Origin of the sequence: Nocardioides sp. SLBN-35 (assembly GCF_006715725.1) — a bacterium.
In the GTDB taxonomy this organism is placed as follows: Bacteria; Actinomycetota; Actinomycetes; order Propionibacteriales; family Nocardioidaceae; genus Nocardioides.
In genome coordinates, this window is record NZ_VFNU01000001.1 from 2,301,634 (window position 1) to 2,315,519 (window position 13,886).

General features: G+C 72.1%; 10 protein-coding genes and 1 tRNA gene. 5 read left to right on the forward strand and 6 right to left on the reverse strand.

Going from position 1 to position 13,886, the window contains the following annotated elements; all coding sequences use genetic code 11:
- Nucleotides 1–78 precede the first annotated feature (78 nt).
- Nucleotides 79–2,184 carry an MMPL family transporter gene (locus FBY23_RS11180; protein WP_141798213.1) on the forward strand — a complete coding sequence of 702 codons (2,106 nt, stop codon included), beginning with the start codon at nucleotides 79–81 and terminating at the stop codon, nucleotides 2,182–2,184.
- Between the two features lie 98 nt (nucleotides 2,185–2,282).
- Here FBY23_RS11180 and FBY23_RS26195 read toward each other — a convergent pair whose 3' ends face one another.
- The 4 genes from FBY23_RS26195 to FBY23_RS11195 all read right to left on the reverse strand — a co-directional run bounded on the left by FBY23_RS26195 (nucleotide 2,283) and on the right by FBY23_RS11195 (nucleotide 6,954).
- Complete coding sequence (locus FBY23_RS26195; protein ID WP_164483660.1) at nucleotides 2,283–2,459, reverse strand: DUF6104 family protein; 177 nt, start codon at nucleotides 2,457–2,459, stop codon at nucleotides 2,283–2,285.
- Nucleotides 2,459–6,139 carry a multifunctional oxoglutarate decarboxylase/oxoglutarate dehydrogenase thiamine pyrophosphate-binding subunit/dihydrolipoyllysine-residue succinyltransferase subunit gene (locus tag FBY23_RS11185; RefSeq protein ID WP_396954513.1) on the reverse strand — a complete coding sequence of 1,227 codons (3,681 nt, stop codon included), beginning with the start codon at nucleotides 6,137–6,139 and terminating at the stop codon, nucleotides 2,459–2,461. Before FBY23_RS11185 ends, FBY23_RS26195 begins: the two co-directional genes overlap by 1 nt.
- A 276-nt stretch (nucleotides 6,140–6,415) precedes the next feature.
- Nucleotides 6,416–6,877 carry a ribonuclease HI gene (gene rnhA / locus FBY23_RS11190; protein ID WP_141798215.1) on the reverse strand — a complete coding sequence of 154 codons (462 nt, stop codon included), beginning with the start codon at nucleotides 6,875–6,877 and terminating at the stop codon, nucleotides 6,416–6,418.
- A gap of 4 nt (nucleotides 6,878–6,881) precedes the next feature.
- Nucleotides 6,882–6,954 (reverse strand) — tRNA-Arg (locus FBY23_RS11195).
- 94 nt (nucleotides 6,955–7,048) lie between these two features.
- Here FBY23_RS11195 and argS point away from each other — a divergent pair.
- Complete coding sequence (gene argS, locus FBY23_RS11200; protein WP_141798216.1) at nucleotides 7,049–8,725, forward strand: arginine--tRNA ligase; 1,677 nt, start codon at nucleotides 7,049–7,051, stop codon at nucleotides 8,723–8,725.
- Nucleotides 8,725–10,107 carry a diaminopimelate decarboxylase gene (gene lysA / locus FBY23_RS11205; protein WP_141798217.1) on the forward strand — a complete coding sequence of 461 codons (1,383 nt, stop codon included), beginning with the start codon at nucleotides 8,725–8,727 and terminating at the stop codon, nucleotides 10,105–10,107. The genes argS and lysA overlap by 1 nt, the downstream gene beginning before the upstream one ends.
- Here lysA and soxR read toward each other — a convergent pair whose 3' ends face one another.
- The gene (gene soxR, locus FBY23_RS11210; protein WP_141798218.1) at nucleotides 10,108–10,572 is read right to left on the reverse strand and encodes a redox-sensitive transcriptional activator SoxR; all 465 of its coding nucleotides are present in this window, start codon (nucleotides 10,570–10,572) and stop codon (nucleotides 10,108–10,110) included.
- Between the two features lie 36 nt (nucleotides 10,573–10,608).
- Here soxR and FBY23_RS11215 point away from each other — a divergent pair, with 36 nt between their 5' ends.
- Nucleotides 10,609–11,568: an alcohol dehydrogenase catalytic domain-containing protein gene (locus FBY23_RS11215; protein WP_141798219.1), complete on the forward strand. Its 960-nt coding sequence runs from the start codon at nucleotides 10,609–10,611 to the stop codon at nucleotides 11,566–11,568.
- A complete protein-coding gene (locus tag FBY23_RS11220; protein ID WP_141798220.1) occupies nucleotides 11,565–12,914 on the forward strand; it encodes an MFS transporter in 1,350 nt (449 codons plus the stop codon). The genes FBY23_RS11215 and FBY23_RS11220 overlap by 4 nt, the downstream gene beginning before the upstream one ends.
- On the opposite strand, the gene FBY23_RS11225 is transcribed toward FBY23_RS11220, so the two are convergent.
- Nucleotides 12,911–13,861, reverse strand: a complete 951-nt coding sequence (locus FBY23_RS11225; protein WP_141798221.1) for a GlxA family transcriptional regulator — start codon at nucleotides 13,859–13,861, stop codon at nucleotides 12,911–12,913. The two genes, FBY23_RS11220 and FBY23_RS11225, sit on opposite strands and share 4 nt — an antisense overlap.
- Between the last annotated feature and the right edge of the window lie 25 nt (nucleotides 13,862–13,886).

Sequence of the window (13,886 nt, forward strand, 5' to 3'; positions counted from 1 at the left end):
GAACATGTTGACACCCGTACACATCCATGCCAAGTTAACACCACCAAAGTTTACGGGCGCACACATTGGAGGAGCGCGATGTTCAGCTGGATCGGTGGACTGGTGACGAGGCGGGCCCGCACGGTGCTCGCGCTCGGACTGCTGGGAGTGGTGGTCGCCGCGGTCGTCGGCGTGGGCGCCTTCTCCAAGCTGCAGACGGAGGGCTTCGACGACCCCGAATCCGAGAGCAGCCGCGCCGCGGCCCTGCTCGAGGAGCGGTTCGCCGGAGGCTCCGACTACGTGTTCGTCGTCGAGGCCACCGACGGCGACGTCGACGCCCCGGCGGCGAGCGAAGCCGGCGCCGCGTTGACCGAGCGGCTGCGCTCGGACCCGGCGCTGGCCGACGTGGCGTCGTACTTCGACACCCGGGCCGGCCCGATGCGCTCGACCGACGGCCGCTACGCGCTGGTCACCGCGTCGGTCGCGCCCGGCGAGGAGGCGGACCCGGGTGCCGTGCTCGACGAGTACGGCGGTGCCGCCGGCCCGCTGAAGGTCGACGTCGCGGGCGGCGAGGTCGTCGGTGAGGAGATCGGCGCCCAGATCGGCAAGGACCTCGGCCTGGCCGAGAGCATCGCGATCCCGCTGATCCTGGTCCTGCTCGTGCTGGCGTTCGGCAACGTCGTCGGCGCGCTGGTCACCCTCGGGGTCGGCGTCGCCGCCATCTTCGGCACCTTCGCCGAGCTCTCCATCCTCGGCTCGGCGACCGACGTGTCGATCTACTCGGTCAACCTCACCACCGGCCTCGGGCTCGGCCTCGCCGTCGACTACGGGCTGCTGATGGTGGCCCGGGTGCGCGAGGAGCGGGCCGCGGGACGCGCCCACCAGGACGCCGTACGACGGGCGGTCGAGACCGCGGGCCGGACCATCGCCTTCAGCGCGACCACGGTCGCCGTGGCGCTGGCGGCGCTGCTCGTCTTCCCGATGTACTTCCTGCGCTCCTTCGCCTACGCCGGCATCGGCGTCATGCTGATCACCGCCTTCGCCGCGGTCGTCGTGCTGCCGGCGGGGATCAGCCTGCTCGGCGACCGGATCGACGCCTGGCCGGTGCCGCGGGTGCGCGGCATCCGCGGCGAGGAGGCGCCCGCCTGGGCGCGGCTGGCGCGGTTCGTCGCCCGGCGCCCCCTGCTCAGCGCCCTGCCCGTGCTCGCCGGCCTGCTGGTGATGGCGGTCCCGCTCGCCGGTATCGAGCTCGGCACGCCGGACGACCGGGTGCTGCCCACCAGTGCGTCGAGCCGGCAGGCCGGTGACGTCCTGCGCTCGTCCTTCGCCGGCGACGGCACCCACCCGATCCAGGTGGTCACCACCTCGACGGTGCCCGAGGCCGAGCTGTCGTCGTACGCAACGCGGTTGGGGGAGCTGCCCGGCGTGGTCCGGGTCGACCCGCGGGCCGGTCGCGACGCCGACCTGGTCTCGGTGGTCACCGACCTCGACCCGATGTCCGCCGACGCGCGGGCCCTGGTCGACGACGTCCGCGACATCCCCGCGCCCGCCGGCACCGAGGCCTTGGTGGGCGGAGCGAGCGCGGAGCTGCACGACCAGATGACCGGGATCGGCGACCGGCTGCCGCTGGTCGCCGGCTGGCTGGTGCTCACCACGGCGGTGATCCTGTTCCTGTTCACCGGCAGCGTGGTGCAGCCGCTGCGAGCCCTCGTGCTCAACGCGGTCGGCCTCGGCGCGACCCTCGGCGCGATGGTCTGGGTGTTCCAGGACGGCCACCTGTCCGGGGCATTGGGTTTCACCCCGCAGCCGATGGACAGCTCGATGATGGTGCTGCTGTTCTGCGTCGCCTTCGGCCTGTCGATGGACTACGAGGTCTTCGTGATGAGCCGGATCAAGGAGATGCGCGACCGCGGCATGGCCAACGACGAGGCGATGGTGCACGGCCTGGCCCACACCGGCCGGATCGTCAGCACCGCGGCGGCGCTGATCGCGATCAGCTTCTTCGCCTTCCTGGTGAGCTCGGTGAGCTTCATCCAGTTCTTCGGGCTCGGCACCGGGCTGGCGATCCTGATCGACGCGACCCTGGTTCGCGGCGTACTCCTCCCGGCCAGCATCCGGCTGCTGGGGGAGCGGTCCTGGTGGGCGCCCCGTCCGCTGCGGGCCCTGCACCGCCGGGTCGGGCTCTCCGAGGCCGCGCCCGCCTGACCCGCGACCCGGCAGAAGCTGGCCCGAAAAACGCGCCGACCCGGCAGAAAGTTCTGCCGGGTCGGCGCGATCCTGGCGCTACTTCGCGCCGGGTCGGCCTAGTCCTCGGGGTCGTCGAGCCGGGCCAGCCAGGTGGCGAACCGCTCGACGGCCGTCTCGAACTCGGGATGGGTGTCGACGAACTCCTGCAGCCGCTCGCCGAGCCAGGCCAAGGTGACCTCCTCGTCGCCCCGGCGCTGCTCGAGCTCCTCGATCCCGCGGTCGGTGAAGTACATCAGTCGCCGAACGCCTCGCCGATGAGGACCTTGGCCTCCTCCTGGTGGCGCTTGGCCGTGCCGACCGCCGTGGTCGAGGACGCGGCCCGGGTGACGGGCTGGATCGCCCGGCCCAGCTGCGGGACGACGTTCAGGTAGAACGACGGCCACGGGCCCTGGTTGTAGGGCTCGTCCTGGACCCACTTGACGGTGGCGTTGGGGTACTTGTCGAGCTCGGCCTTCAGCTGCTCGGTCGGCCACGGGTAGAGCTGCTCGACGCGCACGATCGCCACGTCGTCGCGCTCGGCCTTCTGGCGCTCGACCATCAGGTCCCAGGTCAGCCGGCCCGAGACGAGCAGCACGGTCCTCACCTTGGCCGGGTCGGCGCTCGCGTCGCCGATCACCGGGCGGAACTCGCCGGAGGTGAAGTCGGCCGGCATGGAGGCGGCCTCCTTGCGGCGCAGCATCGACTTCGGCGTGAACACGATGAGCGGCTTGTGCTCCTCGCCGAGGGAGTGCCGGCGCAGCAGGTGGAAGTACGACGCGGGCGTGGACGGCTGCGCGACGACCATGGAGTCCTCGGCGCACAGGGTCAGGAACCGCTCGATGCGGGCCGAGGAGTGGTCCGCGCCCTGGCCCTCGTAGCCGTGCGGCAGCAGCAGCACGACGCCGGAGTCCTGGCCCCACTTGGTCTTGCCGGCCGAGATGTACTCGTCGATGACCGACTGGGCGCCGTTGACGAAGTCGCCGAACTGGGCCTCCCACAGGACCAGCGCGTCGGGCCGGGCCACCGAGTAGCCGTACTCGAAGCCGAGCGCGGCGTACTCCGACAGCAGGCTGTCGTAGACGAAGAACTTCGCCTGGTCCTCGGTCAGGTTGGCCAGCGGCGTCCACTCGTCGGCGTTGACCCGGTCGATCATCGTCGCGAACCGCTGCACGAAGGTGCCGCGGCGCGAGTCCTGGCCGGCCAGGCGGACCGGACGGCCCTCCATGAGCAGCGAGCCGAACGCGAGCATCTCGCCGGTGCCCCAGTCGATCGGGCCGTCGGCGATCGCGCCGGCGCGGCGCTGGAGCTGGGGCATCACCTTCGGGTGGACGGTGAAGCCGTCGGGCGGGGTGACGTAGGCGTCGGCGATCCGCTTGAGGACCTCCGGCGTCACCGCGGTCTGGGTCTCGCCGACCGACTTGTCCGGGTAGTCCGGCACGGTGGTCCACTCCGACGGCGCGGCGCTGGCCTCGCGCACCTCGGTGAACACGCGCTCCAGCTGCTGCTGGTAGTCGCGCAGCACCTGCTCGGCCTCCTCGATCGTGATGTCGCCACGACCGATGAGGGACTCCGTGTAGAGCTTGCGGACCGAGCGCTTCTGCTCGATGAGGTCGTACATGAGCGGCTGGGTGAACGACGGGTCGTCGCCCTCGTTGTGACCGCGGCGGCGGTAGCAGACGAGGTCGATGACGACGTCGCTGTTGAACGCCTGGCGGTACTCGAACGCGAGCCGCGCGACACGGATGCACGCCTCCGGGTCGTCGCCGTTGACGTGGAAGATCGGCGCCTGCACCATCCGGGCCACGTCGGTGCAGTAGAGCGTCGAGCGCGAGGAGCCGGGCGAGGTGGTGAACCCGACCTGGTTGTTGATGACCACGTGGATCGTGCCGCCGGTGCGGTAGCCGCGCAGCTGCGAGAGGTTGAGCGTCTCAGCCACGACACCCTGGCCGGCGAAGGCCGCGTCGCCGTGGATGAGCATCGGCAGCACCGGGAACTCGGCGCCGCGGTCGAGCACGTCCTGCTTGGCGCGGGCGATGCCCTCGAGGACCGGGTCGACGGTCTCGAGGTGCGAGGGGTTGGCGGCGATCGACACGGCGATGGTCTCGCCGGTGCCGGCCACGAAGGTGCCCTCGGCGCCCAGGTGGTACTTGACGTCGCCGGAGCCCTGGACCGTGCGCGGGTCGATGTTGCCCTCGAACTCGCGGAAGATCTGGTTGTAGGACTTGCCGACGATGTTGGCCAGCATGTTGAGCCGGCCGCGGTGGGCCATGCCGATCGCGACCTCGACCAGGCCGGCCTGCGCGGCCGCCTCCGCGATCTCGTCGACGACGGGGACGGTGGTCTCGCCGCCCTCGAGCGAGAACCTCTTCTGGCCGACGAACTTGGTCTGCAGGAAGGTCTCGAAGGCCTCGGCCTGGTTGAGCTTCAGCAGGATCCGCAGCTGCTCCTCGCGCGGCGGCTTGCTGTGCGGCTGCTCGACGCGCTCCTGGATCCACGCACGCTGCTCGGGATCCATGATGTGCATGTACTCGATGCCGGTGGTGCGGCAGTAGGAGTCACGCAGGATGCCGAGGATGTCGCGCAGCTTCATGAAGCGGCGGTCGCGCCCACCGAACGAGCCGGTCGGGAACTCGCGCTCGAGGTCCCACAGGGTCAGGCCGTGCGACTCGATGCGCAGGTCCGGGTGGCTGCGCTGCTTGTACTCCAGCGGGTCGGTGTCGGCCATCAGGTGGCCGCGCACGCGGTAGGCGTGGATCAGCTCGAGGATCCGGGCCTGCTTGTCGATCTGGTCGTCGTGGGACGTCGCGATGTCGGCGTTCCAGCGGATCGGCTCGTAGGGGATCCGCAGCGCGCGGAAGATCTCGTCGTAGAAGCCGTCCTGGCCGAGCAGGTACTTGTGCACCTGGCCGAGGAACTCTCCCGACTGTGCGCCCTGGATGACGCGGTGGTCGTAGGTCGAGGTCATCGTCATGATCCGCGAGATCGCGTTGCGGGCGATCGTGTCCTCGGAGGCACCCTGGAACTCCGGCGGGTAGTCCATCGAGCCGACGCCGATGATCGCGGCCTGGCCCTGCATCAGGCGCGGCACCGAGTTGTTGGTGCCGAGGCCGCCGACGTTGGTGAGGCTGACCGTCGTACCGGAGTAGTCCTCCATGGTCAGCTTGTTGTCCTTGGCCTTGCGCACGATCTCCTCGTACGCCGTCCAGAACTGCGCGAAGTCCATCGACTCGCACGCCTTGATGCTGGGCGCGACCAGCTGGCGGGTGCCGTCCTTCTTCTGCTGGTCGATCGCCAGGCCCAGGTTGATGTGGGCCGGCGTCACCATGGTCGGCTTGCCGTCGATCTCGTCGTAGGTGTTGTTCATCGCCGGCAGCGCCTTGATCGCCTTGACGATCGCGTAGCCGATGAGGTGGGTGAAGGAGACCTTGCCGCCGCGGGCGCGCTTGAGGTGGCTGTTGATGACGATGCGGTTGTCCCACAGCAGCTTGACCGGGATGTTGCGCACCGAGGTCGCCGTCGGCACGGACAGCGAGATGTCCATGTTCTTGGCGGTCGCGGCCGGGATGCCGCGCAGCACCGTCAGGGTCGGCTCGTCGCTGGCCGTGACCGGCGCCGGGCGCGGGGCGTCCTTCGGGGTCGGGGCGGGGGAGTCGGCCTTCGGCGGCGTCGGCGTCGTCGAGGAGGCGGGGCTCACCTGCGGGGCAGGGGTGGCCTTCGGGGTCGGCGCGGTGGTGGCGGCCGGGGCTGCGGGGGCCGCGGCGGCGGGCGTGGCCGGCGCGGTCGGTGCTGCCGGTGCTGCCGGTGCTGCCGGGGCGGCAGGCGCGGCAGCGGGAGCGGCGACGGCGGTCGTCGTACCGTTGCTGCTGCCGTTCTTGAAGAACGTCGCCCACGCGGGATCGACGCTGCTCGGATCGGCCTCGAACCGTTCCTTCATCTCCTCCACGAGCCACTCGTTGGCCCCGAAGTCCTCAGGAACGGGAGATCCGGTGGACTGGTCTGACGACTGCGTCACGACGTGCTTCGCCTCTTCCGATGAGCTGGACGCACCCGCCGCCGATAGCGGGTGGCTGTCGACCGCCAAGGCTAGTCCCCCGGGGAAGCAAATACCGCCCTGTGGTCACCCAATGCCGCCAGGTGTTGCGCATCAGACACCGAGGCGTCGTTCCCCGCTCGTGGAACGTGTTCTCGTCCTGCGCTGGTCAGGCGGGGGTCAGGCGGGTACGACGCCGTCGCGGGCCTCGCGCGCGCCCCGGCCCGCGAGGGCGTCCGCGCGCTCGTTGCCGGGGTCCCCGGCATGCCCCTTGACCCAGTGCCACTCGATGTCGTGGGCGGTCGCCGCGAGGTCCAGGCGGCGCCACAGGTCGTCGTTCTTGACCGGCGCCTTGGCCGACGTGCGCCAGCCGTTGGCCTTCCACTTCGCGACCCACGACAGGATCCCGTTGCGGACGTAGCTGCTGTCGGTGTAGAGATCGACGGTCGAGGGCCGGTTGAGGAACTCCAGGGCGCGGATGGCCGCCATCAGCTCCATCCGGTTGTTGGTGGTCGCCGGCTCGCCGCCGTACAGCTCCTTCTCGTGCTGTCCGTAGCGCAGCAGCGCACCCCAGCCGCCGGGGCCGGGATTGCCGAGACACGCGCCGTCGGTGTGGATCGTGACGCGCGAGGGTGTGTCCATGGGGCGCCTCCGGCAGGATTCGAACCTGCGACACCTGGTACCGGAAACCAGTGCTCTATCCCCTGAGCTACGGAGGCATGCGCCCGGAGGGTGAGGTCCGTGGCGCGATGAGGAACCCTACCGGGCGATATCCGTGCAAAGGAAACCGGTGCCCCTCGATACGCTGGGCCGGTGACTCCAGCGCAGCTCTCCACCACGATCGTCGACGCCCTCTCGACGCTCGTCGACCAGGGTGATCTCGCCCTGCCCGACGGCGTCCCCAGCGAGGTGACGGTGGAGCGACCGCGGCAGAAGGGGCACGGGGACTACGCGACCAACGTCGCGCTGCAGCTGGCCAAGAAGGCTGGGACCAACCCGCGGGCGCTGGGGGAGCTGCTGGCCGCGCGGCTCAAGGAGGCCGACGGGATCGCGGACGTCGAGCTGGCCGGGCCGGGCTTCCTCAACATCACCGTCGAGGCCGGTGCCCAGGGACAGGTGGCGGCGGAGGTCGTGGCCGCCGGGGCGTCGTACGGACGCAGCGATGTCCTCGCCGGCCAGAAGATCAACGTCGAGTTCATCTCCGCCAACCCGACCGGCCCGCTGCACCTGGGCCACACCCGGTGGGCGGTGCTCGGCGACGCGATCGGGCGAGTGCTGGCGGCGGCGGGCGCCGACGTGACGCGGGAGTTCTACATCAACGACCGTGGCGTGCAGATGAACCACTTCGCCGACTCGATCATCGCCTCGGCGTTGGGCGAGCCCAAGCCCGAGGGCGGGTACGCCGGCGAGTACATCGACGACCTCGCCAAGGCGGTGGAGGCGGCCAGCCCCGGGATCTTCCAGCTGGAGGGCGAGGAGCGGCGCGCCGCCGTACGGGCCAAGGGCTACCAGATCCAGCTCAAGGAGCAGCAGGACCAGCTCGACGGGTTCAACACCCACTTCGACGTCTGGTTCTCCGAGCTCTCGCTCCACGACTCGGGCTCGGTGCCCGAGACGCTCGCGCGGCTCAAGGAGCTCGGCCACGTCTTCGAGCAGGACGGCGCGCTGTGGATGCGCACGACCGACTTCGGCGACGACAAGGACCGGGTGCTCATCAAGTCCGACGGCGAGCTCACCTACTTCGCCTCCGACACTGCCTATTACCTCAACAAGCGGGCGCGCGGGTTCGACCACTGCATCTACCTGCTCGGCGCCGACCACCACGGGTACGTCGGCCGGTTGCGGGCGATGGCGGCCTGCGTCGGCGACGACCCCGACCAGACGCTCGATGTGATGATCGGCCAGCTGGTCAAGATCCTCAAGGACGGCCAGGAGCTCAAGCTCTCGAAGCGGGCCGGCAACATCATCACCCTGGACGACCTCGCGAGCGAGATCGGCGTCGACGCGCTGCGCTACTCGCTGGCGCGCTACCCGGCCGACTCGCCGCTGACCCTCGACGTCGCCGAGATCACCAAGGCGTCCAACGACAACCCGGTCTACTACGTGCAGTACGCCCACGCACGGACCTGCCGGATGCTCGCCAACGCCGCCGACCTCGGCATGACGCTGCCGGACCTCGCGACCGAGTTCGACCCGAGCCTGCTCGCCCACGAGCGCGACGGCGAGCTGCTGCGGGCGCTGGCGGAGTACCCGCGGGTCGTGGCCAGCGCCGCCGAGCTGCGCGAGCCGCACCGGGTCGCGCGCTACCTGGAGGACACCGCGTCGGTGTTCAACAAGTGGTACGACACCAAGGAGTGCCGGATGCTGCCGCAGGGCGACGAGCCCGTTGGCCCGGCCAACCTCGCGCGCCTGGTGCTCGTGGTCGCCACGCAGACCGTGATCGCGGGCGGCCTCGACCTGCTCGGCGTCTCCGCGCCGGAGCGCATGTGATGGGACGCGTCCCGCCCGGCGACTACGCCGGTACGTCGCCCGTGTGGCTGCGCGAGCCCGCCGACGTCAACGCACTGGTCCCCGAGCTGTGGTCCTCGTCGGCCCGCAAGGAGGGCGGCGTGCTGGCGATCGGCGGCCTGCCGGTCCCGGACCTGGTCGCCGACGTGAACACGCCCGCCTACGTCCTCGACGAGGACGACTTCCGCTCGCGGGCGCGCGCCTTCCGGGACGGCTTCGCCGGCTACGACGTCTACTACGCGGGCAAGGCGTTCCTGTGCACCGCCGTCGCCCGGTGGGTGGCGGAGGAGGGGCTGTGCCTCGACGTGTGCAGCGACGGCGAGCTGAGTGTCGCGCTGCGCGCGGGCACCGATCCCGCGCGGATCGGCTACCACGGCAACAACAAGACGGCGATGGAGCTGCGACGCGCGGTCGACGCGGGCGTCGGCCGGATCATCGTCGACTCGTTCCACGAGATCGAGCGGGTCGCCGACGTGGCCCGCCAGCTCGGCGTACGCCAGGGCGTGATGGTGCGGGTGACCGCCGGCGTCGAGGCCCACACCCACGAGTTCATCGCGACCGCGCACGAGGACCAGAAGTTCGGCTTCTCGATCTCCTCGGGCGACGCGTTCGAGGCGGCGTCGCGGGTCGTGGCCTCCGAGGGGCTGGAGCTGCGCGGCCTGCACAGCCACATCGGCTCGCAGATCTTCGACACCTCCGGCTGGGAGGTCGCCGCGCGCCGCGTGCTCGCCCTGCACGCCCGCATCGCCACCGAGCTGGCCCTCGTCATGCCCGAGCTCGACCTCGGCGGCGGCTTCGGCATCGCCTACACGACCCAGGACGACCCTGCCGACCCCGCGGTGCTGGCCGAGCAGATCACGAAGATCGTGACGGGCGAGTGCGCCGCGCTCGGCATCGCCGTACCGCACCTGTCGATCGAGCCCGGCCGCGCCATCGTCGGCCCGGCCATGTGCACCGTCTACACGGTCGGCACCGTCAAGCAGGTCGCCCTCGACGGCGGCGCCACGCGCACCTACGTCTCCGTCGACGGCGGAATGAGCGACAACATCCGCACGGCGCTGTACGACGCCGACTACTCCTGCACGCTCGCCTCCCGTGCCTCGGACGCCACGCCGGTCCTGGCGCGGGTCGTCGGCAAGCACTGCGAGTCCGGCGACATCGTGGTCAAGGACGAGTTCCTGCCCGGCGACATCGCCCCCGGCGACCTGGTCGCCGTCCCCGCGACGGGTGCGTACGGCCGCTCGATGGCGTCCAACTACAACCACGCCCTCCGCCCGCCGGTGGTCGCGGTCAAGGACGGCCGGGCCCGGGTCGTCGTGCGCCGGGAGACGGTCGACGACCTGCTCGCCACCGACCTCGGCTGACTACCGGGAGCGTCCCACCAGCCGCACCGGCCCGTCGCCGTACTCCTGCAGCACGTCGCCGGGGTTGGCCAGCGAGCACGACTTGAGCGACAGGCACCCACACCCGATGCAGTCATCGAGGGTGTCGCGCAGCCGCTCGAGCCGGTCGATCCGCTCGTCGAGCGTGCTGCGCCAGGCGCGAGAGAGCCGCGCCCAGTCGGCCTTGGTGGGCGTGCGGCCCTCGGGCAGGGTGGCGAGCGCGTCGCGGATCTCGGCGAGGGAGACCCCGACGCCCTGCGAGACCCGGATGAACGCGACCCGGCGCAACACGTCGCGGTGGTAGCGGCGCTGGTTGCCGGCCGTGCGGATGCTGGTGATCAGCCCCTCGCGCTCGTAGTAGTGCAGGGCGGAGATGGCGACGCCCGAGCGGTGGGCGACGTCGCCGGGCGTCAGGTCGTGGCTGCGGAGGGCGCGGTTGAGGTCCATTGACCTCAACCTTAGTTCAGGTTGTCGAATGCCGTCATGCACGCGATCCGACACCACGCCTTCGGGCCCGCCGACCTCCTCCGTCTCGAGCAGCTGCCCGACCTCGACCCCGCCCCCGGCCAGCTCCGGATCGCGGTCGAGGTCGCCGGCGTCCACCTGCTCGACACCTCGATCCGGGCCGGCGAGTCCTTCGGCCCGAGCCAGGCGCCGGACCTGCCGGTGGTCCCGGGACGCGAGGTCGCCGGAACCGTCGACCGGGTCGGCGAGGGCGTCGATCCCGCCTGGCTGGGCCGTCGCGTGGTGGCGCACCTGGGCTTCGCCGGTGGCGGGTACGCCGACCAGGCGGTCGTCGACGCGGCCCGGGCCCACGCCCTGCCGGACCACCTCGACGCCGCCACCGCGGTCGCCGCCATCGGCACCGGCCGCACGGCCGCCGCGATCCTCGAGCTCTCCCGCCTCGCCGCCGCCGACGTCGTCGCCGTCACGTCCGCGGCCGGCGGCCTCGGCACCCTGCTGCTGCAGGGCGCGCGCAACCTCGGTGCGACCGCGATCGGCGTCGCGGGCGGGCCCGACAAGGTCGCCGTCGCCGCCAGGCACGGCGCCGACCCGGCCCTGGACCGGCGTACCCCCGGCTGGGCCGACAGCGTCCCGGGCCCGCTCACCCTGGTCCTCGACGGCGTGGGTGGTGTGGTCGGGCAGGCGCTCTACGACCGGCTCGCTCCTGGTGGCCGTCTGGTCCGCTACGGCTGGGCCTCCGGCATCCAGAACGCGTACGACGACCCGGCCCGGCCCGTCGTCGACGTCCTCGGCCCGCCGATCATGAGCCGACTGGCCGAGTTCGAGCGACTGGCCCTCGACGCGGCCGCCGACGGCTCCCGAGTGCCTTACGTCGGTTCCGCCTTCCCGCTCGCCGACGCGGCCGGCGCCCACCGCGCGCTCGAGGCGGGCGCGACCGCAGGCAAGGTCGTCCTCGTGGTCGAGCGGTCGCCGCGGTGACCGCGCTCGTCGAGCCCACGGCGACCTCGCCGTGGCGAGGCAGGCACGGCCGGACCACGGTCGGCGTCTTCTCGTTGGCCTTCCTGTTCGCCTTCGAGGCGCTCGCCGTCGCCACGGTGATGCCCGACGTGGCCGACGACCTCGACGGCCTGCGCTGGTACGCCGTCGCCTTCGCGGCCCCCCTCGCCGCGTCCGTCGTCGCCCTCGCGGCTGCCGGCGCGGAGGTCGACCGCCGCGGCCCCGGTCCGGCGCTGCGCCGGGGACTCCTCATCTTCTGTGCCGGCGTCGTGATCGCCGGTCTCGCGCCCTCGATGCCTGTGTTCCTGCTGGGCCGCCTCGTCCACGGGTACGGCGGCGGCGTGCTCGGCGTCGCGCTCTACGTTGTCATCGCGCAGGCCTACCCGGAGGACCTGCGACCGCGCGTGTTCGCCGTACTGACCACGGCCTGGGTGCTCCCCGCGCTGGTCGGACCGGTACTCGCGGCGCAGGTGGCCGCGGTCCTCGGCTGGCGTTGGGTGTTCCTCGGTGTCCCGGTCGTCGCGGTCGCTGCCTGGCTGCTGGTCGCCGACGCGCCGTCACGACCCGGCGTCGACCGCTCCGAGCCCGGCCGGCTCCCGGTGGCGCTGCTCGCCGCCGGTGGGGTGCTGCTCGTCAGCCTGGCCGGCCAGCGCACCCTCCCCGCCTGGCCCGTCCTCGTGGTCGCCGGCCTGGCCGCCATCGCAGCCGGCGCCCGCCGGCTGCTGCCGCCCGGCACCTGGCGGATGGGTCCCGGACTGCCGGCCGTCCTGGGCTCGCGCGCCGCGATCGGCACCGCCTTCGCCGCAGCCGAGGTCTACGTCCCGCTGCTGCTCACCCTGCAGCGCGACCTCTCCCTGGCCCAGGCCGGCTGGGTGCTCACCACCGGTGCCGTCACCTGGTCCGCCGGTGCCGTCCTCGCCGCCCGCTGGCGGCTGCTCGCCGACCAGCCCACCCGGGTCCGGCTCGGCGCGGTGCTGCTCGGCGGCGGGATCGGAGTGTTCGCGCTGGTCGCCGCGCCCGGGGTGCCGCTCGTCGTACCCGTCCTCGGGTGGGCCGCCGCCGGCCTCGGCATCGGCATGGCCTTCTCGACCCTCTCCGTGCTCGCCCTCGCCACCGCGCGGGCAGGCGAGGAGGGTCGCACCTCCTCGGCGCTGCAGCTCAACGACTACCTCGCCAACAGCGCCGGGCTCGCCCTCGGCGGCGTGGTCTTCGCCGGGTTCGCGGTGACGGCGCCGGTCGCCGCGGCCACCGGGCTGGTGCTCGCCGCCGCTGTCACCGGGGCGCTCGCGCTGGTCCCGGCGACCCGGCTCGGCCGGGCCGGCGGCTAGGACGCGCGCAGCGAGAAGCGGGCGCGGTACTGCTGCGGCGAGAGGCCGACCCGGTCGCGGAAGTGCTTGCGCAACGCCGCGGCGGTGGCGAAGCCGGCCCGCTCCGCCACCACGTCCACGACGGCGTCGCTGGTCTCCAGCAGCTCCTTGGCGCGCTCGACCCGGGCCTGGACCAGCCAGTTGCCCAGGGTGAGGCCGGTCTCGTCACGGAACTTCCTCGTCAGCGTCCGCACGCTCAGCCCGAACGCCGCGGCGACCTCGTCGAGGCTGACCGGACGGTCGAGGCGGTCCAGCAGCCAGGCGCGGACGTCGGCGGTGGTGCCCGGGCCCCCTGCCACGACCGGACGGGCCACGAACTGTGACTGCCCCCCGCCGCGGTGCGGGGGGGCGAGGGTCGCCCGCGACACGTCGCCGGCCACGGCGGCGCCGAGGTCCTTGGCGATGATGTGCAATGTCAGGTCGATCGCGGCCGACGCGCCGGCCGCGGTCAGGACGTCGCCCTCGTCGACGAAGAGAGCGTCCGGCCGGAAGTCGACCTGCGGGAAGGCGATGCGGAACTGCTGGGCCTTGCGCCAGTGGGTCGTCGCGGCCCGGCCGTCCAGCAGGCCGGACGCGGCGACCGTGAAGGCGCCGGTGCAGTACGACACGACGCGCCGCGCGGCATGGTCGGTGAGGCCGATCGGGTCGGTGCCGTCGAGGGCCGTGTCCCACGGGGGTACGACGATCGTGTCGACCTCGTCCAGAACCGAGCGGTCCGCGCCCACCGCGACCGAGAAGTCGGCGGACGTCGCCACCGGCCGACCGTCCAGGCTGCACGTGACGACCTCGTAGGCGGGCCGGCCGTCGACCTCGGCGGCGCCGAAGAACCGCGAGGCGATGCCGAGCTCGTAGGCGTAGACGCCCGGAAGGGCGACGACGCCGATGCGGTGCGGACGTGTCGAGGTCATGGCCAGATCATGACACATGTCGTCT